This window comes from Streptomyces echinatus (genome assembly GCF_014203595.1).
Classification (GTDB): domain Bacteria; phylum Actinomycetota; class Actinomycetes; order Streptomycetales; family Streptomycetaceae; genus Streptomyces; species Streptomyces echinatus.
This window is the reverse complement of record NZ_JACHJK010000001.1, coordinates 151,700-175,413: the sequence shown is the minus strand read 5'-3', so window position 1 is coordinate 175,413 and position 23,714 is coordinate 151,700. Positions and strand designations below refer to the sequence as shown.

24 protein-coding genes and 1 tRNA gene are annotated in these 23,714 nt (G+C 69.9%); 10 read left to right on the top strand and 15 right to left on the bottom strand.

Annotation, left to right across the window (positions count from 1 at the left end):
• Positions 1 to 25 precede the first annotated feature (25 nt).
• Positions 26 to 346 (bottom strand): DUF6412 domain-containing protein, encoded by a 321-nt coding sequence (locus FHS34_RS00745; RefSeq protein ID WP_184958377.1) that lies wholly within the window; start codon positions 344 to 346, stop codon positions 26 to 28.
• Positions 347 to 377: 31 nt separating this feature from the next.
• Positions 378 to 917 (bottom strand): winged helix-turn-helix transcriptional regulator, encoded by a 540-nt coding sequence (locus FHS34_RS00740; RefSeq protein WP_221508395.1) that lies wholly within the window; start codon positions 915 to 917, stop codon positions 378 to 380.
• A gap of 147 nt (positions 918 to 1,064) precedes the next feature.
• Here FHS34_RS00740 and FHS34_RS00735 point away from each other — a divergent pair, with 147 nt between their 5' ends.
• Positions 1,065 to 2,456: an MFS transporter gene (locus FHS34_RS00735; protein WP_184958375.1), complete on the top strand. Its 1,392-nt coding sequence runs from the start codon at positions 1,065 to 1,067 to the stop codon at positions 2,454 to 2,456.
• Between the two features lie 154 nt (positions 2,457 to 2,610).
• Here the strand turns inward: FHS34_RS00735 and FHS34_RS00730 are convergent, their stop codons facing one another.
• Positions 2,611 to 3,441, bottom strand: coding sequence for a class E sortase (locus tag FHS34_RS00730; protein WP_184958373.1), 831 nt, complete (start codon positions 3,439 to 3,441; stop codon positions 2,611 to 2,613).
• A 159-nt stretch (positions 3,442 to 3,600) separates the two neighbouring features.
• Here FHS34_RS00730 and FHS34_RS00725 point away from each other — a divergent pair, with 159 nt between their 5' ends.
• Together FHS34_RS00725 and FHS34_RS00720 are read left to right on the top strand one after the other, a co-directional pair.
• The gene (locus FHS34_RS00725; RefSeq protein WP_184958370.1) at positions 3,601 to 4,611 is read left to right on the top strand and encodes a tetratricopeptide repeat protein; all 1,011 of its coding nucleotides are present in this window, start codon (positions 3,601 to 3,603) and stop codon (positions 4,609 to 4,611) included.
• Positions 4,612 to 5,038: 427 nt separating this feature from the next.
• Positions 5,039 to 8,185, top strand: coding sequence for a DEAD/DEAH box helicase (locus FHS34_RS00720; RefSeq protein ID WP_184958368.1), 3,147 nt, complete (start codon positions 5,039 to 5,041; stop codon positions 8,183 to 8,185).
• Positions 8,186 to 8,207: 22 nt separating this feature from the next.
• Here FHS34_RS00720 and FHS34_RS00715 read toward each other — a convergent pair whose 3' ends face one another.
• The gene (locus tag FHS34_RS00715) at positions 8,208 to 8,858 is read right to left on the bottom strand and encodes an ATP-binding protein (RefSeq protein WP_184958366.1); all 651 of its coding nucleotides are present in this window, start codon (positions 8,856 to 8,858) and stop codon (positions 8,208 to 8,210) included.
• Between the two features lie 214 nt (positions 8,859 to 9,072).
• Here FHS34_RS00715 and FHS34_RS00710 point away from each other — a divergent pair, with 214 nt between their 5' ends.
• Both FHS34_RS00710 and FHS34_RS00705 read left to right on the top strand, forming a co-directional pair.
• Positions 9,073 to 9,918, top strand: a complete 846-nt coding sequence (locus tag FHS34_RS00710) for a helix-turn-helix domain-containing protein (protein WP_184958364.1) — start codon at positions 9,073 to 9,075, stop codon at positions 9,916 to 9,918.
• Positions 9,918 to 10,115, top strand: a complete 198-nt coding sequence (locus FHS34_RS00705) for a DUF397 domain-containing protein (protein WP_184958362.1) — start codon at positions 9,918 to 9,920, stop codon at positions 10,113 to 10,115. The genes FHS34_RS00710 and FHS34_RS00705 overlap by 1 nt, the downstream gene beginning before the upstream one ends.
• Before the next feature lie 86 nt (positions 10,116 to 10,201).
• On the opposite strand, the gene FHS34_RS00700 is transcribed toward FHS34_RS00705, so the two are convergent.
• From FHS34_RS00700 to FHS34_RS00690, 3 genes are all read right to left on the bottom strand, one after another.
• Complete coding sequence (locus FHS34_RS00700) at positions 10,202 to 11,008, bottom strand: DUF6551 family protein (protein ID WP_184958360.1); 807 nt, start codon at positions 11,006 to 11,008, stop codon at positions 10,202 to 10,204.
• Positions 11,009 to 11,666: 658 nt separating this feature from the next.
• Positions 11,667 to 12,152: a DUF2267 domain-containing protein gene (locus FHS34_RS00695; RefSeq protein ID WP_184958358.1), complete on the bottom strand. Its 486-nt coding sequence runs from the start codon at positions 12,150 to 12,152 to the stop codon at positions 11,667 to 11,669.
• 277 nt (positions 12,153 to 12,429) lie between these two features.
• Positions 12,430 to 12,852, bottom strand: coding sequence for an Hsp20/alpha crystallin family protein (locus FHS34_RS00690; RefSeq protein WP_184958355.1), 423 nt, complete (start codon positions 12,850 to 12,852; stop codon positions 12,430 to 12,432).
• Positions 12,853 to 13,020: 168 nt separating this feature from the next.
• Between FHS34_RS00690 and FHS34_RS00685 the strand changes: the two genes are divergently transcribed.
• Entirely contained in the window at positions 13,021 to 13,323 is a 303-nt protein-coding gene (locus FHS34_RS00685) for a hypothetical protein (protein ID WP_184958353.1), read from the top strand.
• A 146-nt stretch (positions 13,324 to 13,469) separates the two neighbouring features.
• Here FHS34_RS00685 and FHS34_RS00680 read toward each other — a convergent pair whose 3' ends face one another.
• Both FHS34_RS00680 and FHS34_RS00675 read right to left on the bottom strand, forming a co-directional pair.
• Positions 13,470 to 14,270: a hypothetical protein gene (locus FHS34_RS00680; protein ID WP_184958351.1), complete on the bottom strand. Its 801-nt coding sequence runs from the start codon at positions 14,268 to 14,270 to the stop codon at positions 13,470 to 13,472.
• 113 nt (positions 14,271 to 14,383) lie between these two features.
• The gene (locus FHS34_RS00675) at positions 14,384 to 15,340 is read right to left on the bottom strand and encodes a GlxA family transcriptional regulator (RefSeq protein ID WP_184958349.1); all 957 of its coding nucleotides are present in this window, start codon (positions 15,338 to 15,340) and stop codon (positions 14,384 to 14,386) included.
• A 153-nt stretch (positions 15,341 to 15,493) separates the two neighbouring features.
• On the opposite strand from FHS34_RS00675, the gene FHS34_RS00670 reads away from it, so the two are divergent.
• Positions 15,494 to 15,988 (top strand): hypothetical protein, encoded by a 495-nt coding sequence (locus FHS34_RS00670; protein ID WP_184958346.1) that lies wholly within the window; start codon positions 15,494 to 15,496, stop codon positions 15,986 to 15,988.
• Between the two features lie 24 nt (positions 15,989 to 16,012).
• Here FHS34_RS00670 and FHS34_RS00665 read toward each other — a convergent pair whose 3' ends face one another.
• Together FHS34_RS00665 and FHS34_RS00660 are read right to left on the bottom strand one after the other, a co-directional pair.
• Positions 16,013 to 17,548: an MFS transporter gene (locus FHS34_RS00665; RefSeq protein ID WP_184958344.1), complete on the bottom strand. Its 1,536-nt coding sequence runs from the start codon at positions 17,546 to 17,548 to the stop codon at positions 16,013 to 16,015.
• A 133-nt stretch (positions 17,549 to 17,681) separates the two neighbouring features.
• Positions 17,682 to 18,995 carry a DUF445 domain-containing protein gene (locus tag FHS34_RS00660; RefSeq protein WP_184958342.1) on the bottom strand — a complete coding sequence of 438 codons (1,314 nt, stop codon included), beginning with the start codon at positions 18,993 to 18,995 and terminating at the stop codon, positions 17,682 to 17,684.
• A 218-nt stretch (positions 18,996 to 19,213) separates the two neighbouring features.
• Between FHS34_RS00660 and FHS34_RS00655 the strand changes: the two genes are divergently transcribed.
• Together FHS34_RS00655 and rdgB are read left to right on the top strand one after the other, a co-directional pair.
• Positions 19,214 to 20,575 carry an SGNH/GDSL hydrolase family protein gene (locus tag FHS34_RS00655; protein ID WP_184958340.1) on the top strand — a complete coding sequence of 454 codons (1,362 nt, stop codon included), beginning with the start codon at positions 19,214 to 19,216 and terminating at the stop codon, positions 20,573 to 20,575.
• Between the two features lie 26 nt (positions 20,576 to 20,601).
• Complete coding sequence (rdgB, locus tag FHS34_RS00650) at positions 20,602 to 21,204, top strand: RdgB/HAM1 family non-canonical purine NTP pyrophosphatase (RefSeq protein ID WP_184958337.1); 603 nt, start codon at positions 20,602 to 20,604, stop codon at positions 21,202 to 21,204.
• 57 nt (positions 21,205 to 21,261) lie between these two features.
• Here the strand turns inward: rdgB and FHS34_RS00645 are convergent.
• The 4 genes from FHS34_RS00645 to bcp form a co-directional block, all read right to left on the bottom strand.
• Positions 21,262 to 21,335 (bottom strand) — tRNA-Leu (locus FHS34_RS00645).
• A 25-nt stretch (positions 21,336 to 21,360) separates the two neighbouring features.
• Positions 21,361 to 22,014 carry an HNH endonuclease gene (locus tag FHS34_RS00640; RefSeq protein ID WP_184958335.1) on the bottom strand — a complete coding sequence of 218 codons (654 nt, stop codon included), beginning with the start codon at positions 22,012 to 22,014 and terminating at the stop codon, positions 21,361 to 21,363.
• A complete protein-coding gene (locus tag FHS34_RS00635; protein WP_184958332.1) occupies positions 22,011 to 22,664 on the bottom strand; it encodes an HNH endonuclease signature motif containing protein in 654 nt (217 codons plus the stop codon). The genes FHS34_RS00640 and FHS34_RS00635 overlap by 4 nt, the downstream gene beginning before the upstream one ends.
• Positions 22,665 to 22,800: 136 nt before the next feature.
• Positions 22,801 to 23,268, bottom strand: a complete 468-nt coding sequence (bcp, locus tag FHS34_RS00630) for a thioredoxin-dependent thiol peroxidase (RefSeq protein ID WP_184958330.1) — start codon at positions 23,266 to 23,268, stop codon at positions 22,801 to 22,803.
• 103 nt (positions 23,269 to 23,371) lie between these two features.
• On the opposite strand from bcp, the gene FHS34_RS00625 reads away from it, so the two are divergent.
• Positions 23,372 to 23,701 (top strand): DUF3618 domain-containing protein, encoded by a 330-nt coding sequence (locus tag FHS34_RS00625; RefSeq protein WP_184958328.1) that lies wholly within the window; start codon positions 23,372 to 23,374, stop codon positions 23,699 to 23,701.
• Positions 23,702 to 23,714 lie beyond the last annotated feature (13 nt).

Here is a 23,714-nt window from a genome sequence, read left to right as displayed (position 1 = left end):
GCGCTGAGATGTGCGAGGACGTGCCCTACGCGGCGGTCGCCGGACCCATGTGTCCGGGTGCTCTGGGCCGCCGCCGGCCGGGCGCGTCGGGGTCGCGCTGGGGCAGGAACGCCGTACGGCGGGCCCGGTCGCGTATCGCGGTGCGCACGCGGGTCGGGGGTACGGCGGGCACGCTGCGCGCGGCCAGCAGGGCGCAGGCGGCGAGCGCGGCGGCGGTGGTGGCGGTCGCGGCGAGGGCGACGGCGGTGGTGAGGCCGCCGGCGCCGAGGAGGGCCGCCTGGAGCAGCAGCAACTGCGCCAGCAGCATCAGCGGGACGAGGGGACGCGTGACGGCATTGCTGCGCATCGGCACTCCCCCCTTCCCCTTCGTCTGGTTCTCAGTGTGCCAGGTGCACCGGATCGGTCTCCAGGGGCTCCAGCAGCCGCTTCGGCCGCAGCAGCGCCCTGCTGACCGGATCCGCGGGCGCGGAGTCCAGTCCCGGGCCCGGCACCATGACAACGTCCGCGACCGGCACGAGAGTTCCGCAGGCGGCGCACGTTCCGTACGGCTCGACGTCCCCGCCGCAGTCCGCGTGCCGGAAGGACCGCAGCCGGTTGCCGTCGACGTACTCGCGCCCCCACTGTCCGAGGGCGCGCAGCGCGGGCCACAGCGCGGCGCCGCGCTCGGTGACGACGTACTCGTCCCGGGGCGGTGTCTCCTGGTACCGGCGCTTCTCGAGGACCCCCTCCTCGGTGAGGGTCCGGAGCCGGGCCGACAGGACGGCCCGCGGGATGCCGAGGTGGACGAGGAAGTCGTTGTAGCGCCGGACGCCGTAGATCGCGTCGCGGACGACGAGCAGCGTCCACCGCTCGCCGACGACCTCCAGCGCGCGGGCGATCGAGCACTCCTGCGTCACATAGTCCTTGCCCAGTGCCATGCCCTCCACTGTAACCACTGGCAGCCGGTAGGTTCAGTGAACGAACCGATGGTGCTACGGTGGCGGGGACAGGTCGATTCAATGATTGAACCGACTGCCGCAGGCTCCGCCGGACAGACCGGGGCCACGGAAGGAACAGGACAGGCCATGACCCGGCTCGACTCCGCCACGCCCCCCACGGCCGTACACGCCCGCTCCCCCCGGGACACCCCCGCACGCCCCCGCGCCACGCTCGCCCTGACCAGCGCGGCCACCGCCGTGGCCCTGATGACGTACACGGCCCCGATGGTCACGCTGCCGGACACCGCGAGCGCCCTGCACACCCCGCTCTCCGCCCAGGCCTGGCTGCTCAACGGCACCCCCCTCGGCCTCGCCGCCCTCCTGCTCGTGGCCGGCAGCCTCGCCGACGACTACGGCCGCCGCCGGGTCTTCCTCGCCGGCACCCTGGCCCTCGGCCTCACCACCGCCCTCGGCGCGTTCACCACGTCGACCTGGCAGTTCACCCTGGCCCGCATCGCCCAGGGCGCGGCCAGCGCGGCCCTGCTGGCCAGCGCCCTCGGCCTGATCGTGCACGCCTTCCCCAGCCCGCGCGGCCGGCTGCACGCCACCGGCGTGTGGGGCGCCTTCGTCAGCGGCGGCATCGCCGTGGGCCCGCTGCTCGCGGGCGCGCTGCCGAACTGGCGGATCGGCTACGGCGTCCTGGGCGCCGCCGCCCTCGGCGTGGCCGCGCTCGGCACCCGGGCCCTGACCGAGTCACGCGCCCCGCGCGGCGGCCGGCCGGACGTGCTCGGCGCGCTCACCTTCGGCCTGGCCCTGGTGGCGCTGGTCGCGGCCCTGACCCTGGGCCGGGACGGCTGGCTGCGCGCCCCGGTCGGCCTGCTGCTCGGGGCGGCCGTCGCCCTGGTCGCCGTGTTCGTCGCGGTGGAACACCGGACCGGCACCCCGATGATCGACCTCGGGCTGCTGCGCCGCCCCCGCTTCCTGGCCTCCTCCGCGGGCGGCCTGTTCACCGGCCTGGCCGTGATCGGCATGTTCAGCTTCCTGCCGGCGCTGCTCCAGCAGGCGCTCCGGCTCTCGCCGCTGGCCACGGCCTGGCTGTTCCTGCTGTGGTCGGGGCTGAGCTTCGCCGTGGCCCTCCAGGTCAAGCACCTGGCCGGCCGGGTCGCCCCGCGCACCCAGCTCGCCCTCGGCTTCGCCCTGCACGCGGTGGCCACGGTGACGATGCTCGGCGCCATCGGCTCCGGCACGTGGCCCCGGCTGCTGCCCGGCCTGATCATCGGCGGCCTCGGCAGCGGCCTGCTGAACGGCGCGCTGCCGCTGCTCGCCGTCGAGTCGGTACCGGCCGGGCGGGCCGCGATGGGCTCCGGCGCGCAGCAGACCTTCCGCTACATCGGCTCCTGCGCCGGCGTGGCCCTGACCATCGCCCTCGCCACATCGGCCGGCGACCTGGCCCGGGGCGCGAACATCGCCCTGCTGGTGTCGGCGGGACTGGCGGCGGCGGGCGCGGTGGCGGTCCTGGCCCCACGGGACCGGGCATGAGCGGCCGGCCCCACGACGGCGGCACCATGGGAGCGGGCCCGGGCCGCCGGCCCCACGGCGACGGCACCGGCATCACGGGAGCAGGCCCGAGCGGCCGGCGAGACAGCAGCGGCACCGGCCCCACGGAACTGGGCACGACCGGCCGGCCCCCGGCTCACCTCGGCCGCATGGACACCAGCTTGGCCCACACCACCATTCGGTACCGGGAGGTGAACTCGGGCGTACAGGTGGTGAGGGTGAGGTAGTAGCCCGGCGCGTCGTACCCGTACCCGGGCCGCACGCGCGAGCGCGGGACCGGCCGGACGACCCCGTAATCCCTCGCCGACGTCCGCGGCAGCACCTGGTCGACGCCGTACGTGTACGTCGCCGACCGCGTCTCCACCTCGATGCTGTCCCCCCGCCGCAGCCGGGGCAGGTACCGGAACGGCTCGCCGTGCGTGTTCCGGTGCCCGGCGAGCGCGAAGTTCCCCGCCTGCCCCGGCTGCTGGGTGCCGCGGTAGTGACCGACGTACCCCTTGTTCAGCACGTCCGCCTTGCTCACCCCCTCGGCGACGGGCACGCGCATATCCAGCCGGGGGATGGTGAGCACGGCGTACGCCTGGGACCGCCGGGGCGGGGACGCGGGGGCGTACGAGCCCCGTGCCGCACGGGACGCCCCGGACCCATCCGGCTCCGCACCGGAAACCGCACCGGAATCACCGCCCACGTGCCCACCCGAGCCACCGGAACCGCCGACGCCCCCGGAGGTCCCGCCGTCGGCGGCCGCCGCACCGCTCCCCCACTCCCGCTCCAGCGCCGCCACCTTCCGCTCGGCTCCCCGCCGGGCCTCCCGGTTGGTCCACCACAACTGGTGCACGACCAGCAACAGGAGCACCAGCCCGGCCGTCACGAGCACCTCGCCGCCGCCCCACAGCACCCGCCCGTACCGGGCACGCCGCCGCCGGTCCCCGTGCCGCACGACCCGCACGCCCGCCGCAGCCCGCATCCGCACCCCACCTCCAGCCGAAGCCGCCCGCACGATAGGCCCGGCGCCCTCAACTGACCAGAGACGGAGCGGGGGAGATCCCCGGCCGCCCTCCCCCGCACCTCCCCCTCACCCCTCCACGCCTCACTTTTGTCACCGCCCGGCAGTACGGTGTCCCCCATGCGCCCCGACACGCCTGCCGAGAACGTCGACCACACCGCAGAAGCGGCACGCCTGGAGCGGACCGCCGGCCTGTACCCCGAGGACGCCGAGACCCTCCTCCTCCGGGCGGCTGCCCACCTGGAACTGTCCGGCGACCGCCCCGCGGCGAGCACGCTCTACGACCGCCTGCTGAGCTCCGCCGACGGCCTGGACAACCCCCACCTGGTGCGGGCCCTGAAGGCGTCCAACCTCTGGGAGTACGGCCACGAGGCGGAGGCCAGGGCGATCATCGACGGCATCCGCACCACGGCTCCCCGGGACCCGGGCCCCTGGGTGATCGTGGCCGAGGCCCTGGAAGCCCACGACGAGCTCCAGGCGGCGGCGGACACCTTCACGGAGGCCGCGAGCCTCTTCGTGCCGGACGCGACGGAGCCGCCCCCCGCCACCCACCCCGTCCTCTACGGCCGCCACCGCGTCCGCCGCATGCTGGGCCTGCCCCACGATGACTGGGACACCCTGGCCGACAACCTCCACACGGCCTCCGTCACCCTGGACGAACTCCACGACCCCAAACGCGTGTGGTCCCTGGGCTCGGACAACCCGGCGGAACTGGAAGCGGAGATCTCCCGCCTCCGCGCGGAACTGGGCGCCTACCGAGAGGCGCTGTCCCGCCCGTTCCCGGTCGCGATCCTCCACTGGCCGGCCCCGGAACTGACGGAACTGCTGTCGGCGTACCCGACGCTGACCTCGGAGTACCCGTCCCACGAGGCCCACCTGTCGACCATAGAGTCCTCCCTGCGCGAGCTGTCCTCGTCGGGCACGGGAAACCTGGGCATCGTCACGGGCACGGTCCCCTCCTACGAGGCCTTCGCGGCGTCGGAGGGCACGTCCCCGGACGACGCCACGCTGCTCCCGCAGTACGCGACGACACTGGCGGCCCGCGGGCGGGCGGTGGCCTGGCCGCCGCAGGCTGGAGCGGGGTGTTGGTGTGGGGCGGAAGAGGTCTACGCGAGCTGCCACGGCGCATAGAGGCAGGAACGCTACGACCCCGCCCCTGGGATAGCCGCTTAGCCGACCCGGCGTGCCGCCACACGGCTGGTGCGCCCCTTGCTCCGGCCGACCCTCCAGCCCACCCAGGCGACCACTCCCCTGAGGCCCCGCCTTCCCCGGGCCGCCCGCTCGCTTCTTCCCCGTGCTGGAGCGGCCCGGGTCAAGGGTGGCCCGAAGGGCCATCGGCGCCAGCCGACGCGGGAGCGAAGCGGACGCGCCCTTGAGGCGGGCCGCGGAAGCACGACAATGCCGAGAAGCGGGCGACCCTACGGCCCCTGCTGGGGTGTGCCAGCGCCTCGGCTGCGTTTCAACACCCGGCCCCCACTTGTCAGTGGGGGCTGTTAGAACTGATCCATATCGGTGCGTGAGGTCGGGCAGGGGCACCGCGAGGGATCAGGGGGCAAGCGTGGCGGAACCGACGGGCGAGTCGAAGCCGATCGCGGGCGTGTACGAGAAGCTGATCACGCAGGACGTACGCAGTGAGTTGGAGCGATTCGAAGCGGCGGGCTGGAAGGTCATCGACGCAGAGGTCAGCTCGGAGTCGGCTCCCCATGTCCTGGCTCGCCACATAGGTGACGCTGTCGGCCAACGGTTGGCCCAACTTCCGCCAGCGGAGCGCGTTAAGGCAGCGAACCGCATCCTCGAGGCTCTCGCTACGAGTGATCCCGAACCGAGCGATGCGGACGCCGTCAGCGCCATCGTGGAGGGCCCGCGGCAGCTCTTGACGCTCGCCCGGCAGGAGGCAGCGGGGGTATACGCCTTGCGCCCCTTGACACCTCTATCTGAGACGTCGCTGATCACCAACTCCCCGGAGGACCTCAGCCTTGGTGCCGAGCTCAGGGCGGAGCTGGCCACGGCAGACCGTATTGATCTGCTCTGTGCCTTCGTGAAGTGGTACGGCATCCGTGTCCTGGAAGAGTCACTGCGCGCCGCCAGGGAACGAGGCGTACCGATTCGCGTCATCACAACCACCTACATCGGCGCCACCGACCGTCATGCCCTTGACCGTCTAGTCCGGGACTTCGGCGCCACTGTAAAGATCAACTACGAGACCCGTTCCACCCGATTGCACGCCAAGGCCTGGCTCTTCAGACGTCAGACAGGCTTTGACACCGCATACGTGGGCAGTTCCAACCTTTCGAAGGCGGCGCTTGTCGACGGTCTGGAGTGGAACGTACGTCTGTCGTCGGTCGCGACACCTGCGGTGCTGAACAAGTTCGAGGCGACCTTCGACGCGTACTGGAACGACATCGCATTCGAGACGTACGACCCCGACCTGCACGGCGAACGCCTCGATGAAGCGCTGGCCCAAGCCAGTGGCTCCCCCGCCAGCGCGGACCTGAAGATCAGCCTCTCCGGCCTGGAGGTACGCCCCTTCCCCCACCAGCGGGACATGCTGGAGCGGCTTACCGTCGAGCGGGAGCTCCGCGGGCGTCATCGCAACCTTCTGGTCGCAGCAACTGGAACCGGCAAGACGGTGATGGCTGCCCTGGACTACCGCAACCTATGCCGTACGTCGGGAGGGGGCCGACCGAGACTGCTGTTCGTGGCCCACCGCAAGGAGATCCTCAAGCAGTCCCTCCGCACCTACCGGGAGGTGCTGGACGATGCGTCGTTCGGAGAGCTGCTGCACGCAGGGCAGGATCCACGCGAGTGGAACCATGTCTTCGCCAGCGTCCAATCGCTCAATGTCCAGCGCCTTGAGCAACTGGCACCCGACCATTTCGACATCATCGTCATCGACGAGTTCCACCATGCCACCGCCACCACCTATCGGCGGGTCATCACCCACTTCACGCCGAAGGAACTGCTGGGTCTGACAGCCACACCAGAGCGGATGGACGGGCTCAACGTTCAGGACGAGTTCTTCGACGGCCGGATCGCTGCCGAGATGCGGCTCTGGGAAGCCCTGGAAAACGATCTGCTCTGCCCCTTCCACTATTTCGGGATTCCAGACGGCACGGATCTGACGGACCTTGGCTGGCAAAAGGGCTCGTACGCCGATCAGGACCTCGACAACCTGTACACGGGCAACCACGCCCGTGCACGGATTGTGGTCAAGCAGATCCGGGACAAGGTGTCCAACCCAGCCGCGATGCGGGCGCTGGGCTTCTGCGTAACCAAGGCGCACGCTCATTTCATGGCGGACTTCTTCCGAAGTGCCGGCTTCCAGGCGGTCGCGCTCGACAGTGACTCTCCCCCCGACGTGCGCTCCCAGGCACTGTCTGACCTTCGCGACGGAAAACTCCAAGTGATCTTCTCCGTCGACCTGTTCAATGAGGGACTCGACATCCCTGATGTCGACACGCTACTCCTCCTCCGTCCCACCAACAGTGCCACTGTCTTCCTGCAGCAGCTGGGACGAGGCCTGCGGCGAACCGAAACGAAGCCCGTTCTTACCGTTCTCGACTTCATCGGGCAGCACCGGGCTGAGTTCCGCTTCGAGGAACAGTTCCGGGCCATGACGAATTTGTCGCGGAACCGACTCCTCGATCACATTGAGCACGACTTCCCGCAGCTACCGTCCGGCTGCCAGATCATCCTGGAAGGCAAGTCGAAACACCTCGTCATCGACAACATCCGGGCTCAGCTGGGTGCCACGGTGAAGACGCTGGTCAAGGAGGTCAGGGCCTACGGCACGCCCCGCCTCGCCGACTACCTTCGGGAGAGCCGTCGAGAGATCAAGGAGCTGTACAAGAGCGACAACTCCTGGACGGCAGTCCTACGCCGAGCCAACCTGATAGACGACTCTGCACCCGCGGGAGAAGCCGCCCTTCTCAAGCGGGTCCACGCCTTCCTCCACGTAGACGACCCGGAGCGGGCGGAGGCCTACCTTCGCCTCCTCCAGGACGACGCTCCACCGTACGAGGACCTGAGCCCCACCGATCAGACGTACGCCCGCATGCTGTTCTTCAACCTCTGGGACAACGCAGGTGGCTTCACCAGCTTCCAGGAGGGGCTGGACTCTCTGCGTTCCCAGAAGGCGGTCCGCGACGAGTTGCAGCAGGTGATAGCGCACGTCTTCGAGCAGGCTGACCATTTCCCCATCGCTCTGTCCGGCCGCCTCGGCGAGGTCCCGCTGAAGGTTCACAGTGCCTACAACCGCTCCGAGATCCTGGCTGCCCTCGGCGTGGCGCGCTTCGGTGGGCAGATGCCTCGATCCTTCGCGCAAGGTGTGCAGTGGGTGGAGGAGCTTCAGACGGACGCCTTGCTCATCACCTTGGAGAAGAACGAGAAGGACTTCTCGCCCACGGTCCGGTACAAGGACTACGCGCTGAGCCCAACGCTCTTCCACTGGGAGTCCCAAAACTCCACGGCCGCTGACTCCCGTACCGGCCTGCGCTACCGGCAACACAAGGATCGCGGGAGCCATGTCCTTCTCTTCATGCGGCGCTACAAGAACACCGACATAGGCAAGTCCCAGCCGTGGATGCTGCTCGGACCTGCCACCTACGATCGACACACCGGCAGCAAGCCAATGGCGATCACCTGGCGCCTGAAGCACGAGCTTCCGGCCGACGTGTGGACCTACTCGGCCATCACGGCAAGCTGACCATGGCATGCCGCGCTGAGGGTCAGGGACGTTCTGCGTCGACCTGGAAGTGAGTCTGGGCACGCTCCAGCACCTCGTCCGGGTCCAGGCCATGCGCGCCAAGCCAGTGCAGGAGATCGGCGATCACATGGATGGCCGCCTCTGCCACCGCTGTCGTCCAAAGCCGGCCTTGGGACCCCGTCGGCAGCTGCATGCCACGGGCGTAGAGCCCGAGCACGTTGGCCGCCCGGGCCACGCGAGGACCGGGAGTGTGCCCATCCGCCTTCGTGAGGCTCGTGCGAAGTTCGCACCAGGTCGCCTTACGGCCAGGAGCGAGGTCGACACCCCAACGATCGGCGACAGCGTCGATGAGGGCCAGCCCGCGCCCCGCCTCAGCGTCCGATGTCGCGTCAGTCAGTGTGGGAAGGGCGCGGGGGTCGGGGTCATGGACCTCGATACGTAGACGGGTGCCACTCATACACACCGTCAGCGTGGTCGGGGTGCCTGGGCCTACATGCTTGATGACGTTGGTCACGAGCTCGCTGACGCACAGTTGTGCGGCTTCACTGAGTTCGTGCAGCCCCCAGCGGTCAAGGTGGTGCCGCAGGGATCGTCGCAGCTGGGCAACTTCCTGCGCCTCAGCTAGAAACGGTCGCTTCCATGCCGTTCGTGGCATGCAACCGATGCAGTCCATCGGTCCTCAACTCCCTTACTCGACTGAGCCCAACACTCCACACTTACAGTGATGGCTTCACGACTAAGAGTTGCAGCTGGAGTTCCAAAATGGAACTCTCATAGTGAGCGAGGAGGAGTGGGACCCAACGCAACGCGCCCCCCGCGCACACCACCTTGCAGCGCGCCCAAGAGGGCGAGGACGATCTACCGCACGGACAGGAAGGGCCGCAGCCATGGCAGTTGGACCCACCACCCGTAGGCGCCAGCTGGGAGCTGACCTCCGTCGACTCCGCGAGCTGAAGGGGCTGACCTTGGAGGAGGCGGGAGCTCGCGTCGGCATCTCGAAGGCAACACTCAGCCGGTACGAGACGAAGGAAGGCACCGTGAAGTGGCCGGCCGTCGACGCGTTGTGCCGCGAGTATGACGCCACGGACGAGGAACGCGTCGCCCTGGTCGAGCTGGCCAAGGGCGCCAAGATCCAGGGCTGGTGGCGTTCTCTGGCCGATTCCATCCCGGAGTCCATGAACCTCATGCTGACCCTCGAAGACGAGGTCGTACGCGAGGACCACTACGCCTGTATGTACGTGCCGGGCCTCCTACAGACCCGGTCCTATGCCGAAGCCGTGCACCGGGCCTCTGAGGTGCAGTGTCCGGATCGCGAGGTCCAACACATGGTCGACATCCGCATGAAGCGCCAGGAGCTGCTGGACCGCGAGGACCCACCCCACATCTGGTGTGTGATCGACGAGGCGGCCATCCGTCGATTCGTCGGCGGTCGCGAGGTCATGCAGCAGCAGTTGGCACACCTACTCGCTCAATCCGAACGGCCACACGTCACTATCCAGGTGCTCCCGTTCGCACGGGGCGCGCATGCAGCAGCCGTGGGTAGCTTCGCCGTCCTACGCGGACAGACTCGCGAGCTCGACGTGGTGTACGTAGATCTGATCGGTGGCGGCCTCTTCATGGAGAAACCGGCGGAACTAGAACGTTACAAGCTGGCATTCGAGTACCTCAGTGCTCAGGCACTCGACTTCGAGTCTTCAGCCGAACTCATCGAACGGATCAGCAAGGAGCCTTGATGGCAACGACACCAGAACTGCAGTGGTTCAAGTCGTCTCACAGCGGCGGCAGCGGAACCGAGTGCGTGGAGTGCGCGTACACCGGCGCAGACGCGCTCATACGTGATTCAAAGCAGACAGAAGCCTCGGTGGTCCAGGTCCACTCTGATACATGGCGAGCCTTCATACGTGCCCTGACGCAGGATGCGCTCAGATAGCCGCGATCCCAACGGAAGAGGGGCCTGAACCATCACTCAGGCCCCTCTGGAGAAGCCGCATCAGGTCTTCTTGAATGCGGCTAACCTCACCCCTCGATGCGGTTGGCCGGTCGCCGCCCCTTGTTCCACGCGTCCAAGACAAGGCGGTAGCTGACGCTGATCCGAGAACCGGTTCCGCTGTTGTTGAAACCCCCGTTAGACGAGGCGCTCAGAACCTGCGAGCGCCACTTCGCGGCCGTGGCCGTGCGCTCAAGCCTCTTCGCGAGCTCCGGGTCGTTGACGAGGTCACCGTGGCGACCAAGGAACATCCCTATCCCCCCGAGGAGCATGCCGTCCCAGGACTCCGCACTACGCCCCCACGCTTCTTCCGCGATCGTAAGGGTGCGGTCGAGGACATCCGCTCCGTAACGGTCCGTAATCTGCAGCACACCAGACACGGCCCCGACGCTATTGGTCGACGAGGAACCGAGGCTGAGCCTGTGAGCCCTCAGAACGCGGTCTGTGTCGACGAACAGCGGCACGCCTCCAGTTAGGCCCACGTGGTACTCGTCGATCGGGCGGGGCTTGTGCGACTCGCGGTTTTTGATCAGGAACAGGATGGCCTCCTGCTCCTGGGTGAGTCCATAGTGAATGTCAGCTCTGATGGTCTCCAGTCCCGCCAGCTCAGAGGCACGCTTTCGATGCTGACCATCAACGATGTACCGGGAACCGTCCTCACGCTCCGAGACGATGATGGTTCCGATCGCCTCGCGGACCAGGTTGTTGGCGATCGACTGGGCACGACGCTCGTTCAGCGTTCGCTGCGCCTGAGGATCGATGAGGAGCTCAGTGATCTTGACCTCTACGCCGTGATCAACGGCATGCTTGGGCAGGTCATAGCTGTACTTGGGCATAGAAAGCCTCCTGACGCCACGTCAAGGGAGTTAGGCTGAAGCCGGGTTGGGGGATGGGCGTCAGTGGACAAGTAAATCATCTGATCACATGCGTCACGGTTGGATTTCCTTGCTTGCCGAGGAAAATCGTCCACCGGCGTGCGTTCGAGCGCCGTGTGGGCACAAGCAGTCTGAGCGCTACTTGCACGACATGACCGGTGCCTGAACGGTTCATCCGCTCAGGGTTAGTGAGTTGCTGTGGGGCCGCCCGCTTCTTTGGTGAGTGTCGTGCTTCCGCGAGCCGAGTAAAGGGCGCTTCGCGTCGGCTGCGCCGATGGCCCTTCGGGCCACCCTTGACTCGGCTCGCTCCAGCACGGGTGAGAAGCGAGCGGGCAGCCCGGGGAAAGTGGCCGGCTGAGGCGTGTTGGGCCCTGGGGTCGGCTGCGTTCGCGTCGTGGGCGAGGGGGCGCGGTCGCGTCTCGCATGGACGCCGGGTGAGTTCGGCGGCGCGGGGGCGGTGGGTGGAGGTCCCTCTCCGGCTCTGGCGCTGATCGGCTGATCCGTTCCATCCGCCGTTTCCGCCACTGGCTGGCTTCGCGGAACGAATCTGCCAATCCGGGGCACCTACCACCGACCGTAGGGCGCCGCGCGCGGTGTCAGCGGCGCCCTGGTGCTGGGGCTATGCCGTCGGGGCGAGGTCCGCGCGGCCGAAGAGGAGGGCGTAGCCCGGGGGGAGTTGGGCCAGGAGGCGGGTGGTCAGGGACTGGCCGATCCTGTTCGCCAGGACGTTGAGGACCGAGCTGACGTCCCAGCGGGCCGTGGCCGGCGTGGAGCCGTCGATGTGGGTCGCCACCGTGTCGACGAACTCGCGGGCCGACAGGGGGTGGGGCGCGGGGATCTGGGACGCGATCAGTCGGCCCGCCTCGCGCGGCAGTGCCTGTGCCAGGGCCACCCGTTCGTCGCCGGTGACGTGGCTGCCCAAGGCCGTGAGCACGATGCGGGTGACGGCTTCCGCCTCCGCCCTCGTCGGGTACCGGCCCGCCTCGCGCACCGCCTCGGTCAGCTGCGGCCAGCCGGCGTCCTCGGCCGCGTCCCGGGCGCGGGGGCGCGGCGACGGGGTCAGGGCGGGGACGGTGGATCTCGGCTTCGGGGTCGTCACGGTCATCGTGGTGGTTCCTCCTCCGGGACGCTGCGGGGCACCGGAAGGCCCGGTACCCCGTAACGCGGCGGGTATGGGCAGGAGTTCGGCCAATGTGCGGCATGTGGTGTCATGCGACGTGTGGGGCCATCGGCGAGGCGTGGCGGCGTGGGGTGTGGTGTGGTGGAGCGGGGTGTCCGCCGGGCCAGGGGCGCGTGGCGTGCGGACGCGTCCCGGTCCCACTCGGTCTCGGGACGCGTCCGTCGCTTCGGTGGACAGCGGCCGGATCGGTGCCGCCCCGGCGTCAGCCGCTGAGCTGCCTGCGGTCGCCGCCGCCGCTGATCTGGATCCGGCGCGGCTTGGCTCGCTCGGCCACCGGGATGGTCAGGGTGAGGACACCCGCCTCGTAAGAGGCGTCGATACGGTCGGCGTCGAGGGTCTCGCCGAGGAACAGCTGGCGGGTGAACGTGCCCTCGGGGCGTTCGGCGAGCAGCATCTCCGCGCCCTCGGGGGCCGGGCTGCGTCGCTCCGCACGGACGTTGAGGACGTTGCGCTCGACGTCGAGCTCGATCGTCTCGGGGTCGATACCGGGGAGGTCGAAGTGGACCAGAAAATCGTCCCCGGAGCGGTAGGCGTCCATCGGCATCGCCGACGGTCGGGCGTCGGAGCCGAAGACCTGCTGCGCGAGTCGGTCGAAGTCGCGGAACGGGTCGGTACGCATGAGCATCACGGGTCACTCCTCTCTTCAGCTATTGGATGCGATGCCCTACAGCTCTTTATATAGACCACCGCCGGAAAGTTGACAAGCATCGACTCAGGTTGGTTCCGCGTCACGGCCGGCGCGTTAGCCTCAGGGCAGACATAAGGGATGACATACGGACACGAGGAGGCACTCATGGCCAGGGTTCCCAGCGCGGTCGTCGCCGCTACCGGGCTCGTCGGCGGCTACGGCGTCGCCCGCTGGACGAAGAAGCGGCAGCTGGGCGGGGCGGTCCTGACCGTCGCCGGTGCCGCGGCCGCGCAGCAGTGGCGCTCCCGGGCCGGCGGGAAGGCGGCGGGTGCGTTGACCGTGGCGTACGTGGCAGCCTTCGCCGGGTCCCACCCGCTCGCCAAGAAGGTCGGCGCCTGGCCGTCCGTCCTCGGCGTCGCCGGCGCCGTCGCCCTCGCCTCCTGGGCCGTCGCCGACCGCAAGGCCTGAGCGATCCCGTCGCCCCGGCCCGGCCCGGCCCGGTCGCCCAGGGGGCGGCCCGGCCGCCCGGCACCCTGGCGCCCCCGTGCCGGCGGCACCCCGGCGCCCCGGCACCCGGCATCCGGCACCCGGCACCCGGCACCCCAATCCGGCGGCTACCTCCCCAACGCCCCCCGCAGCGTCACCCCGTGGTGCGTCCGCAGTCTCCGTACCTCCCAGGCCGACAGGGCCGTCACCGAGACGGGGCCGCCGAGGAGGAAGGTGTAGAGGACCACGGGCGGGGCCGCGACGTCGGGGCCGTCGAAGAGGCCGAGGACGAACAGGGACCAGACGAGGAGCGGGGAGATCAGGGCCGGCAGCAGCTCGTGCACGTCCCCCAGGCGGAAGCAGGAGTTGAGCCCCTGGACCAGCGCGACCAGTGTGAAGAGGAGCGCGAAGAGCAGGAGCAGCGCGCAGACCAGCCCGCCGATGATGAACAACGCCCCGACCAGCAGGCCGATCAGGATGCCGTGGTAGCCGACGTCGGCCGTCGAGATGATGTCGCCCTTCAGCATCATCACCATCAGCCATGCCGCCCCGGCGCCCAGCGCGATCGCGCCCAGCGAGCTCAGCGGGCCGGTCAGCCGGGCGGCGTAACGGCGGCCCAGCGGTGAGCGGGCCGTGGCGATGAAGGCGGTCACGGCGACGAGGCCGACGGCGAGGGTGAGACCACTGCCGATGAGCAGGTCCTCCACCTTGCCCATGACGAACTGCTCCCGCCCCTCCGCCAGCGGGTACGCCATCAGCAGCCACACCGTGGCGACGATCCCCACCGCCGTACGGGCCCGCTGGAGTCCGGCGACGAACGGGTCCTCGATCCGGTCGGGACGGGACGGCGCGGTCATCGTCGTGGCGACCGCGAAGGGACTGGGTATCGATCGCAGGCGCGCGGACGCGGCCCCTCGGCTGCTGCTCACTGAGACTCCCCCGAAGACGTACCGAACAGCACGCGCCGGGGGTGTTCACCCGTTCGCACGTGCCACGGCCCGTCACCCTAACCGATCTTGGAGGAGCGGCCGAGGAGCGGTCCTCACCTGTTCCCGTCACCCTGGCGGAACGCCTTCCGGTACCCCTGCGGGCTCGTCCCCGCCACCCTGCGGAACCGTTCCCGGAAGGCCGTCGGCGACCCGAACCCCGTCTGGACGGCGATCCGTTCCACCGGATGGTCCGTCGTCTCCAGCAGGTACTGGGCCCGCCGCACCCGCGCCCGGTGCAGCCACTGGAGCGGGGTCGTACCGGTCTGCTCGCGGAAGCGCCGATTGAGGGTGCGGGTGCTCATGCCGGCCTTCCCCGCGATCTCGTCCAGCGTCAGGTCACGGTCGCAGTGGTCCTCCAGCCAGCGCAGCAGCGGCTCCAGGGTCGCGCCGGCCGGGGCCGGCGGGAGGTCGTGGACGATGAACTGGGCCTGTCCGCCCTCCCGTTCCAGCGGCATCACGGACAGCCGTGCCGTGTGCGCGGCGACCGCCGAGCCGAAGTCCCCGCGGATCATGTGCAGGCACATGTCCAGGGCCGCCGCCGCGCCCGCCGACGTCAGGAACTGGCCGTTGTCGACGTACAGGACGTTCGGGTCGACGCTCACCCCCGGGTACAGCGCCGCCAGCCGGTCGGCGGCGAGCCAGTGGGTCGTCGCCCGCAGGCCGTCCAGCAGGCCCGTCGCCGCGAAGAGGAACGCGCCCACGCAGATCGACGCGATGCGGGTGCCGTTCGCCGCCGCCGAGCGGAGCGCTTCGGCGACCTCCGGCGGCAGCGTGTCCGGCGGCTCCGCCACCCCGGGCAGGATGATCGTGTCGGCCTCCGCCAGCGCCTCCAGGCCGTACGGCGCCCGCACCGTGAAGGCGCCGGCGCTCACCTCCTGCTCCACCGCGCACACCCGCACCCGGTACGGCGCCCGGCCGTCGGGCAGCCGCGCCCGGCCGAAGGTGTCGACCGGGGCGGAGAGGTCGAACGGGATGACGCCGTCCAGTGCCAGTACGGCCACAGAGTGCATGGCGGGAATGTAGTGGTACGACGGGCTCTCGCCAACCGGGCGCGAGCAGCGTGGAAAGGTGTCGCGGCTGTGTGACATCGGGTGGCGGGAATCCGTTGATCAGTGGCAGTCCCGCCACTGTCGGGGGGCCGGCGCCGGCCCTAGCGTCCTGCCGTGACCAAGTTCCTGCTCGCCGTCCATGTCATCGCCGCGATCCTCGCCATCGGTCCCGTCGCCGTCGCCGCCAGCATGTTCCCGCCCGCCGCCCGCCGGGCCCTGGCCGCCGGGCCCGGCGACGCCGACGCCACCGGCCCCGGAGATGCCACTCACACCGGTGGTTCCGGCGCCACGGGGACGCTGCGGCTGCTGCACCGGATCTGCCGCGTGTACGCCGTCGTCGGCGTCGTCGTCCCGGTCTTCGGGTTCGCCACCGCGAGCGAGATGGGCGTGCTCGGCAGCGCCTGGCTGATCGTCTCCATCGCGCTGACCGCGCTCGCCGCCCTGGTGCTCGGCGCTCTGGTCCTGCCGGCCCAGAGCGCGCTCGTCCAGGGCGACGGTACGGCCGCGGTGACCGCCCGGCTCGCGATGGCCACCGGGCTGTTCAACCTGCTGTGGGCCGCCGTGACGGTCCTGATGATCGTCCGGCCCGGCTCCACGACCGGTGCCTGACGGACGGCCCGGCCACCGGCACGGTCACGGCGCGCTCGCCGCCGGCGGGGCCTTCGGACCGTTCCCCGAACCCTGGGACGCGCCCCGCGTCGCCGCCCTGGCCCGGCTCGCCACCGCCGTCAGCGGACGGGCGATGTCCTCCAGGGAGCGCCGTTCGGCCCGTACCGCCAGGAACGCCGCCACCAGACCGGCCGCGCACATCAGCGCAGCGCCCACACAGAAGGCGAGGACCGTGTCGCCGACCCTGCCGGTGCTCGTGAGGTCGGCGAACAGCAGCGGACCGCTGATGCCGCCGGCCGCGGTACCGAGGGCGTAGAAGAAGGCGATGGACATCGCCCTCGTCTCCATCGGGAAGATCTCCGAGACCGTGAGGTAGGCACTGGAGGCACCCGCCGAGGCGAAGAACAGCACCGCGCACCAGCACGCCGTCAACGTGCTCGCGCTCAGCGAACCCCGGTCGAACAGCCACGCCGTACCGAACAGGAGCAGGCCCGAGAGCAGATACGTCGAGGAGATCATCACCCGGCGGCCGACCGTGTCGAACAGCTTGCCGAGCAGCAGCGGACCGCAGAAGTTGCCGACCGCGATCACCGCGAAGTAGTAGCCGGTGTGATCGGCGGGCACGTCGTAGAACTTGGTCAGGATCGCACCGAAACCGAAGGTGATCGCGTTGTACAGGAACGCCTGGCCGATGAAGAGGGAGAAACCGAGGACGGCCCGCTTGCGGTACTCGCCGAAGACCGTCCGGGCGATCTCCATGAACGTCACGCTCTTGCGCTGGTGGATCTCCAGCACGCCCCGGGGTTCGGACAGCCGCTCGCCCTTCTCCGCCTCCACCTGGCGTTCGATGCCGGTGACGATCTCCTCCGCCTCCCGGTCCCGGCCGTGGATCAGCAGCCAGCGCGGACTCTCCGGCACGTGCCGCCGTACGAGGAGGATGACGAGCGCGAGGACGGCACCGAGGGCGAACGTCAGCCGCCAGCCCACGTTCGCCGCCAGCAGGTCGGTGTTCAGCGCGACGATCGACAGCAGTGAGCCGCCGACGGCACCCAGCCAGAAGCTGCCGTTGATCATCAGATCGACCCGGCCGCGGTAGTCGGCCGGGATCAGCTCGTCGATCGCGGAGTTGATCGCCGCGTACTCACCGCCGATGCCGAAGCCGGTCAGGAACCGGAACAGGAAGAACCACCAGGCTTCCCAGGAGACGGCCGTCAGGGCCGTCGCGGCCAGATACACCGCCAGCGTGATCATGAAGAGCCTCTTGCGGCCCCAGCGGTCCGTCAGACGGCCCCAGAACAGGGCACCCGAACAGGCGCCCGCCACATACAGGGCCGCGGCGACGCCGGTCACCTGCCCCGAGGAGATCGACAGGCCGCTGCCGGGCTCCGACAGCCGGCTGGCGATGTTGCCGACGACCGTGACCTCCAGGCCGTCCAGGATCCACACGGTGCCCAGGCCGATGACGATCGTCCAGTGCCAGCGTGACCAGGGCAGCCGGTCCAGCCGGGCGGGAATGTCGGTGGTGATGGTCCGGCCGGTCTCGGCCTCGGCTGTGCTCATGGGCACCCTCCTCGCTGAAGGACGGATATCGGGTGCCCCGGCCCGGTCGAAATAGGCCGCACCGGCCCCCGGCCCACCCCGGGCAGCGGCTCGGGCCGCCCGCCGCCCGGCCCGCCCCGCCCCGGCTCGCCGATCAGACCCCCATCCCCCGCGACACCGCGTAGATCAGCAACCCCGCCAGGGATCCCACCACCGTGCCGTTGATCCGGATGAACTGCAGGTCGCGGCCGATGTGCGCCTCGATCTTCCGGGTCGTGTGCTCGGCGTCCCAGCCCGCCACCGTGTCCGTGATCAGCAAGGTGATCTCCTTGCGGTACGTCGTCACGACATGCACCGCCGCACCCTCCACCCAGCTGTCGACCTTCCCCTGCACCTTCGGCTCGGTCGCCATCCGCGAACCCAGCGACAGCAACGCGGCCCGCACCCGCTGCCGCAGCTGGCTGCGCTCGTCCTCCGCGGCCGCCACGATCATCGACCGTACGGCCGTCCACGCCGACGCGATCAGATCCTGCACCTCGCCCCGGCCCAGCACCTCTCCCTTGAGCCGCTCCACCCGCGCCCGCGTGTCCGTGTCGGACTGCAGGTCGGACGCGAAGTCGGTGAGGAAACGGTCCAACGCGCCCCGCGCCGGATGCGAGGGCATGTCCCGCATCTCCGTGACGAACCGCAGCAGCTCCTTGTAGACCCGCTCACCCACCTTCCGGTCCACGAACCGCGGGGTCCACCCCGGCGCGCCACCCTCCACGGCCACCATCACGTCGTCCCGGTGCAGCACCAGCCAGTCGTGCGCGCGGGCCACCACCAGGTCCACCGCCCGCCGGTGCCCGCCGTCGGCGACGATCTTCTCCAGCATCTTGCCGATGCCCGGAGCGATCTCCTGCGCGTTCGCCCGCCGGGTGATCGCCTCGCCGACGACCGCCTGCACATCCGAGTCGCGCAGCACCGTCAGCGCACCGCGCAGCGCCGTGGCCAGCTCCGCCGTCACCCGGTCCGCGTGCTCCGGCTCCGCCAGCCAGGCGCCGAGCCGGCTGCCGATGCCGACCGATCGCAGCCGCTGCCGTACGACGTCCTCGGAGAGGAAGTTCTCCCCGACGAACTCACCCAGCGAGATACCCAGCTGATCCTTCTTGGTGGGGATGATCGCGGTGTGCGGAATGGGCAGCCCCAGCGGATGCCGGAAGAGCGCGGTGACGGCGAACCAGTCGGCGAGCGCGCCCACCATGCCCGCCTCGGCCGCCGCCGCCACATAGTCCGCCCACGCCCCGGCGCCCTCGTGCCCGGCGAGCTTGGCCAGGACGTAGACCACCGCCACGAACAGCAGCAGGCCCGTCGCCGTGAGCTTCATCCGCCGCACCCCGCGCCGGCGCTCCTCGTCGGCCGGGGTGAACGCCGTCATGGTCCGGTACGACATGGCCCGCGCCGGTGTTCCCGTATCGGTAGGTTCCATCAGCTCCACCCGTTCGGTGATCCCGCCCACAATTGTCCCTTCCTGACCGACTCCCGGAACAGAACACGAGTTCCCAGCGTCAGACTCCACGGGTGAAGTGGCAGGGTCCTGTCAGCAGAAGTGGCAGGGTCCTGTCAGAACTCCCCGGCCCATGACGGATCATGGGGCCGGCCTGATCGGAGCCCCGGGCTCCCATCACCGAGGAGAACAACAGAAGCATGACCGAGCGTCATGACGGGGACGCGAGGGTGTCCCCCGCGAGGCACCGTACGGTCCTGAGCGCACTCGTCGCCCTCGTCGTGGCCCTGTCGGCCGCCATATACGTCGCCGCCGCGGCCGACGACGGCACCCCCCGCCACACCCTCGCCGACGGCCGCCCCCACCACGGCTCCGCCGCCCCCGCCTCCACCGGCACCTGGGTCGGCGCCTGGGCCACCGCACCCGTCGGCGGCGAACCCGGCACCGAGGCGGCCGGCCTGGCGGGCCGATCGGTGCGCAACGTGGTCCACGCGAGCACCGGAGGCACGAGCGCCCGCGTCACCCTCTCCAACCTCTACGGCCGCACCCCCCTCACCCTCACCCACGCCACCCTCGCCCTGTCCACGGGCGACGGCAGCGCGACCGCCGACGCCGAAACGATGCGGCGCCTCACCTTCGACGGCAGCACCGGCGTCGTCATACCCGCCGGCGGACAAGCCGTCAGCGACGCCGCACCCGTGACCATCCCCCGCGGCGCCGACGTCCTCGTCACCACCTACTCCCCCACCGCGTCCGGCCCCGTCACCTATCACCCCCACGCCCAGCAGACGTCGTACGTCGCGACCGGCGACCGCACCGAGGACGCGACCGGCACCCCCTACACCCAACAGACCCCCTACTGGCGCTACCTGACGGCCCTCGACGTCCTCGGCAACGAAGCCGTCGGCACCGTCGTCGCCTTCGGCGACTCCATAACCGACGGCGTCACCTCCACCACCGGCACCAACCGCCGCTGGCCCGACGTCCTCTCCGGCCGACTGCGCGGCGCCCTGGAGAACGGCGAGCGACTCCCCCGCTACAGCGTCGTCAACGAGGGCATCAGCGGCAACCAGGTCCTCGTCGGCGGCCCCGGCCGGCCCGCCGAGAACCAGAGCGGCCTCGACCGCTTCGACCGCGACGTCCTCTCCCGCCCCAACGCCAAAGCCGTCGTCATCGCCCTCGGCATCAACGACATCCTCCGCAACCCCGGGCTCGCCGACCCCGACCGCGTCGTCACCGGCCTGCGCACCCTCGTCCGCCAGGCACACGGCCGCGGCCTGAAGGTCATCGGCGCCACCCTGATGCCCTTCAAGGGCCACCCCCGCTACACCCCCGAGCGGGAAGCCGTACGGCAGCGAATCAACGAGGAGATCCGCGACGGCGGCGTGTACGACGCCGTCGTCGACTTCGACAAGGCCCTCAAGGACCCCTACGACCCCCGCCGACTGCGCCCCGAATACGACTGCGGCGACCACCTGCACCCCAGCGACCTCGGCTACCGCACCATGGCCAAGACCTTCGACCTCACCACCCTGAACAACACGGGGCAGGCGGAGCTGTAGGCCGGGGGCGGGGAATACTGGCGGGCATGACCCGCTTGATCCTCGCCACCCGCAACGCCGGAAAGATCACCGAGCTGAGGGCGATCCTCGCCGAGGCCGGACTGCCGCACGAACTCATCGGCGCCGACGCCTTCCCCGAGGTCCCCGACGTCAAGGAAACCGGCGTCACCTTCGCCGAGAACGCGCTGCTGAAGGCCCACGCCCTCGCCCGGGCGACCGGCCTGCCCGCCGTCGCCGACGACTCCGGCCTCTGCGTCGACGTCCTGGGCGGCGCCCCCGGCATCTTCTCCGCCCGCTGGGCCGGACGCCACGGCGACGACAAGGCCAACCTCGACCTGCTGCTCGCCCAGCTCTCCGACATCGCCGACGAGCACCGCGCCGCCCACTTCGCCTGCGCGGCGGCGCTCGCCCTGCCGGACGGCACGGAGCGGGTGGTGGAGGGCCGGCTGCGCGGCAGCCTGCGGCACGCGCCGGCCGGTACGAACGGTTTCGGCTACGACCCGATCCTGCAGCCGGAGGGCCAGAGCCGGACGTGCGCGGAGCTGAGCCCGGACGAGAAGAACGCGATCAGCCACCGGGGGAAGGCGTTCCGGGCGCTGGTACCGGTGGTACGAGAACTCCTGGGCTGAGCCTCACGCAAAAGGCCCCATACCTTTGTTTCCAAGGTACGGGGCCTTTCTCACCTGTGCGCCCGGTCGGATTCGAACCGACAAACACGACCACCTAAAGATCGCCGCTCGGCCAGTTGGCGTACGGACGCATAAACCGCGCCCTACTGTACTGTGCTACGCCTCTCGCCGTCCGCCCCCTCTGCACCAGGTGCTGGTGGTCGCGTGGCAGTTGGGGCACAGCAGCCGGAGATTTCCGGGCCGGTCGTCGCCCCAGTCGCCGTTGATGTGGTCAACCTCCAACGTCATCGGATCCCCCAGCCACTCCGGACCCGTACCGCACTCCGCGCACACCTCAGGAACACCGACTTCACGGAGTGCGCGGCGCAGCAGCGCGGTCTTTGTCCGGCGCTTGCCGTCGTGCAGGACCAGGATCTCGTCATGCCTCTTGGCCGCGACTACACCGGGCTTGCCGCGCTGGTGCCCCTGCCCGAGAAGGTGAGTGGTCGCGAGGCCTTCTTCGGCGATCCAGCGACGTAGTGCCGCGCGTTGGGCGCCGCTGTCCGGGCGCCCGAGGCGGCGGAGCACCCCTGCGATGGAGATCGCCTCGGCAACCGCGGCCCGCAACTCTTCCGGGCCGGGGCGCGGAATCCCGCGGTGAACAGCGAAGTGCGACACGTCTATCCCGAAATGGGCGAAGCGCCCGAGGAGGTGGCGATCGAGCTTGGCGTACGGCTCGGTGCCCAAGTAGGCGATGACCTCATCGATGCTGGAACACCGCTCGGCCGCCTCCGCCAGCCGCTCACGCGTGTACCGCGCGCCGTTGCTCATACGGCACCACGCCGCGCGCGGCCCTTTCCGCGCCCCCGGTAGTTGTCCGTGGTCGCGTGGCAGTTGGGGCAGAGCAGCCGAAGGTTGTCGATGCGGTTGTCGCGCCAGTTTCCGTCGATGTGATCGACCTCCAGCGGCAGCGGACGCCCCCGCCACACCGGCTCCGTGCCGCAGCGGGCGCAGCGTTCCGGCGTGCCCATCGCCGTCATCGCCCACCTGAGCCGGTCGCTCTGGATACGCCGGGCGTGGCCGGCCGGCTGCTCGACGAGCAGTGCCTCCGGTGTCCGGGGACGCCAGGGCTTCCCCCGCCGCGTCGGCACTCGGAAGTGCGAGGTGTCGATTCCGAACGCCCTGATCCGGCGGCTGATGTAGGTGTGATGACCCCCCACGACCTCCAGGCCGAGATGGCGCAGAACCTCGCACATGTTCGTGGAGGCCGTCACGGCCCGCTGGAGCACCTCCCGCGTCCACTTCACCCCCTCCCGTTCGAAGTGGGACACGTCCACGCCGAGTTTCTTCATGCGGTCGAGGACATAGCGCCGCGTCGGGCTTCTCGGGTCGACGCCGAGCCTCTCCAGCGCCTGCGACAGCGTTCGCGCTCCGTGGGCCGCTGTCTGCAGCCGTTCCTTCGTGTACGCGCTGGCCCCCATCGAGCCCCCTCCCGGTTCCGGGCGTGCGTTCGCGGCCCGTACGGAGTAACGAACCGTTTATCGGACAGTCACGGCCGGAGAACGGAAACGGCCCGCCCCGGGTCGTCCGGGTGCGGGCCGTCGGCGGTGTGCGGGCTCAGATGTCCAGGTCCTTGATGATCTTGGCTACGTGGCCGGTGGCGCGGACGTTGTACAGGGCGCGTTCGACCTTGCCCTCCTCGTCCACGACGACCGTGGAGCGGATGACGCCCATGTAGGTCTTGCCGTAGTTCTTCTTCTCGCCGTACGCGCCGAAGGCCTCGGTGACCTTCTTGTCGGGGTCGGCGAGGAGCGTGACCCGCAGGGACTCCTTCTCGCGGAACTTCGCGAGCTTCTCGGGTGCGTCCGGCGAGATGCCGATGACGTCGTAGCCGGCGGAGGCCAGGACCTCGAGGTTGTCGGTGAAGTCGCAGGCCTGCTTGGTGCAGCCTGGAGTCAGGGCGGCCGGGTAGAAGTAGACGATGACCTTGCGGCCCTTGTGGTCCGACAGGGACACGTCGTTGCCGTCGGCGTCGGGGAGGGTGAAGGCGGGGGCAACGTCCCCGGGCTGGAGTCGCTCGCTCATCGGACTAGCGTAACCGGGGGGCCTTGCGGTGCGGCGCGGCCATGAGCTGACAGACTGTTCGGAACAGTATCAACAGACTTCGGCAGACTTCGGAGGCCGTACGGTGGCGGACACGTCGGACACCAGAACCCCGGCGCAGATCGAGGCGGACATCAAGCGCCGCCGTGAAGTGCTGGCCGAGACGCTCGACGAGATCGGGGTGCGGGTGCATCCGAAGACCATCGTCGGGGATGCGAAGGCCAAGGTCGTCGCCAACATCGATCACACGGTCGGGCGGGCGTATGTGCAGGTCAACCGGATGGTGAGCGATGTCCGGGCGCGGTTCGTGGACGACGAGGGGGCGCCTCGGCTGGAGCGGGTCGTACCCGTCGCGATCGCCGTCGTGGGGGTCGTGGGGCTGCTCGCCCTCGGGGCCCGGCGGCGCCGCGACTGAGCGGGACAGGTAG

Bases quoted from the DNA above. Each gene is read 5' to 3' on its own strand.
- FHS34_RS00710 (WP_184958364.1), top strand. From the start codon at position 9,073: ATGGCAGTTGGACCCACCACCCGTAGGCGCCAGCTGGGAGCTGACCTC.
- FHS34_RS00700 (WP_184958360.1), bottom strand. From the start codon at position 11,008: ATGCCCAAGTACAGCTATGACCTGCCCAAGCATGCCGTTGATCACGGC.
- FHS34_RS00685 (WP_184958353.1), top strand. From the start codon at position 13,021: ATGGCCAGGGTTCCCAGCGCGGTCGTCGCCGCTACCGGGCTCGTCGGC.
- FHS34_RS00735 (WP_184958375.1), top strand. From the start codon at position 1,065: ATGACCCGGCTCGACTCCGCCACGCCCCCCACGGCCGTACACGCCCGC.
- bcp (WP_184958330.1), bottom strand. From the start codon at position 23,268: ATGAGCGAGCGACTCCAGCCCGGGGACGTTGCCCCCGCCTTCACCCTC.
- FHS34_RS00665 (WP_184958344.1), bottom strand. From the start codon at position 17,548: ATGAGCACAGCCGAGGCCGAGACCGGCCGGACCATCACCACCGACATT.
- FHS34_RS00715 (WP_184958366.1), bottom strand. From the start codon at position 8,858: ATGGACTGCATCGGTTGCATGCCACGAACGGCATGGAAGCGACCGTTT.
- FHS34_RS00745 (WP_184958377.1), bottom strand. From the start codon at position 346: ATGCGCAGCAATGCCGTCACGCGTCCCCTCGTCCCGCTGATGCTGCTG.
- FHS34_RS00730 (WP_184958373.1), bottom strand. From the start codon at position 3,441: ATGCGGGCTGCGGCGGGCGTGCGGGTCGTGCGGCACGGGGACCGGCGG.
- FHS34_RS00655 (WP_184958340.1), top strand. From the start codon at position 19,214: ATGACCGAGCGTCATGACGGGGACGCGAGGGTGTCCCCCGCGAGGCAC.
- FHS34_RS00740 (WP_221508395.1), bottom strand. From the start codon at position 917: ATGGCACTGGGCAAGGACTATGTGACGCAGGAGTGCTCGATCGCCCGC.
- FHS34_RS00695 (WP_184958358.1), bottom strand. From the start codon at position 12,152: ATGACCGTGACGACCCCGAAGCCGAGATCCACCGTCCCCGCCCTGACC.
- FHS34_RS00635 (WP_184958332.1), bottom strand. From the start codon at position 22,664: ATGGGGGCCAGCGCGTACACGAAGGAACGGCTGCAGACAGCGGCCCAC.
- FHS34_RS00675 (WP_184958349.1), bottom strand. From the start codon at position 15,340: ATGCACTCTGTGGCCGTACTGGCACTGGACGGCGTCATCCCGTTCGAC.
- FHS34_RS00660 (WP_184958342.1), bottom strand. From the start codon at position 18,995: ATGGAACCTACCGATACGGGAACACCGGCGCGGGCCATGTCGTACCGG.
- FHS34_RS00690 (WP_184958355.1), bottom strand. From the start codon at position 12,852: ATGCTCATGCGTACCGACCCGTTCCGCGACTTCGACCGACTCGCGCAG.
- FHS34_RS00640 (WP_184958335.1), bottom strand. From the start codon at position 22,014: ATGAGCAACGGCGCGCGGTACACGCGTGAGCGGCTGGCGGAGGCGGCC.
- rdgB (WP_184958337.1), top strand. From the start codon at position 20,602: ATGACCCGCTTGATCCTCGCCACCCGCAACGCCGGAAAGATCACCGAG.
- FHS34_RS00705 (WP_184958362.1), top strand. From the start codon at position 9,918: ATGGCAACGACACCAGAACTGCAGTGGTTCAAGTCGTCTCACAGCGGC.
- FHS34_RS00725 (WP_184958370.1), top strand. From the start codon at position 3,601: ATGCGCCCCGACACGCCTGCCGAGAACGTCGACCACACCGCAGAAGCG.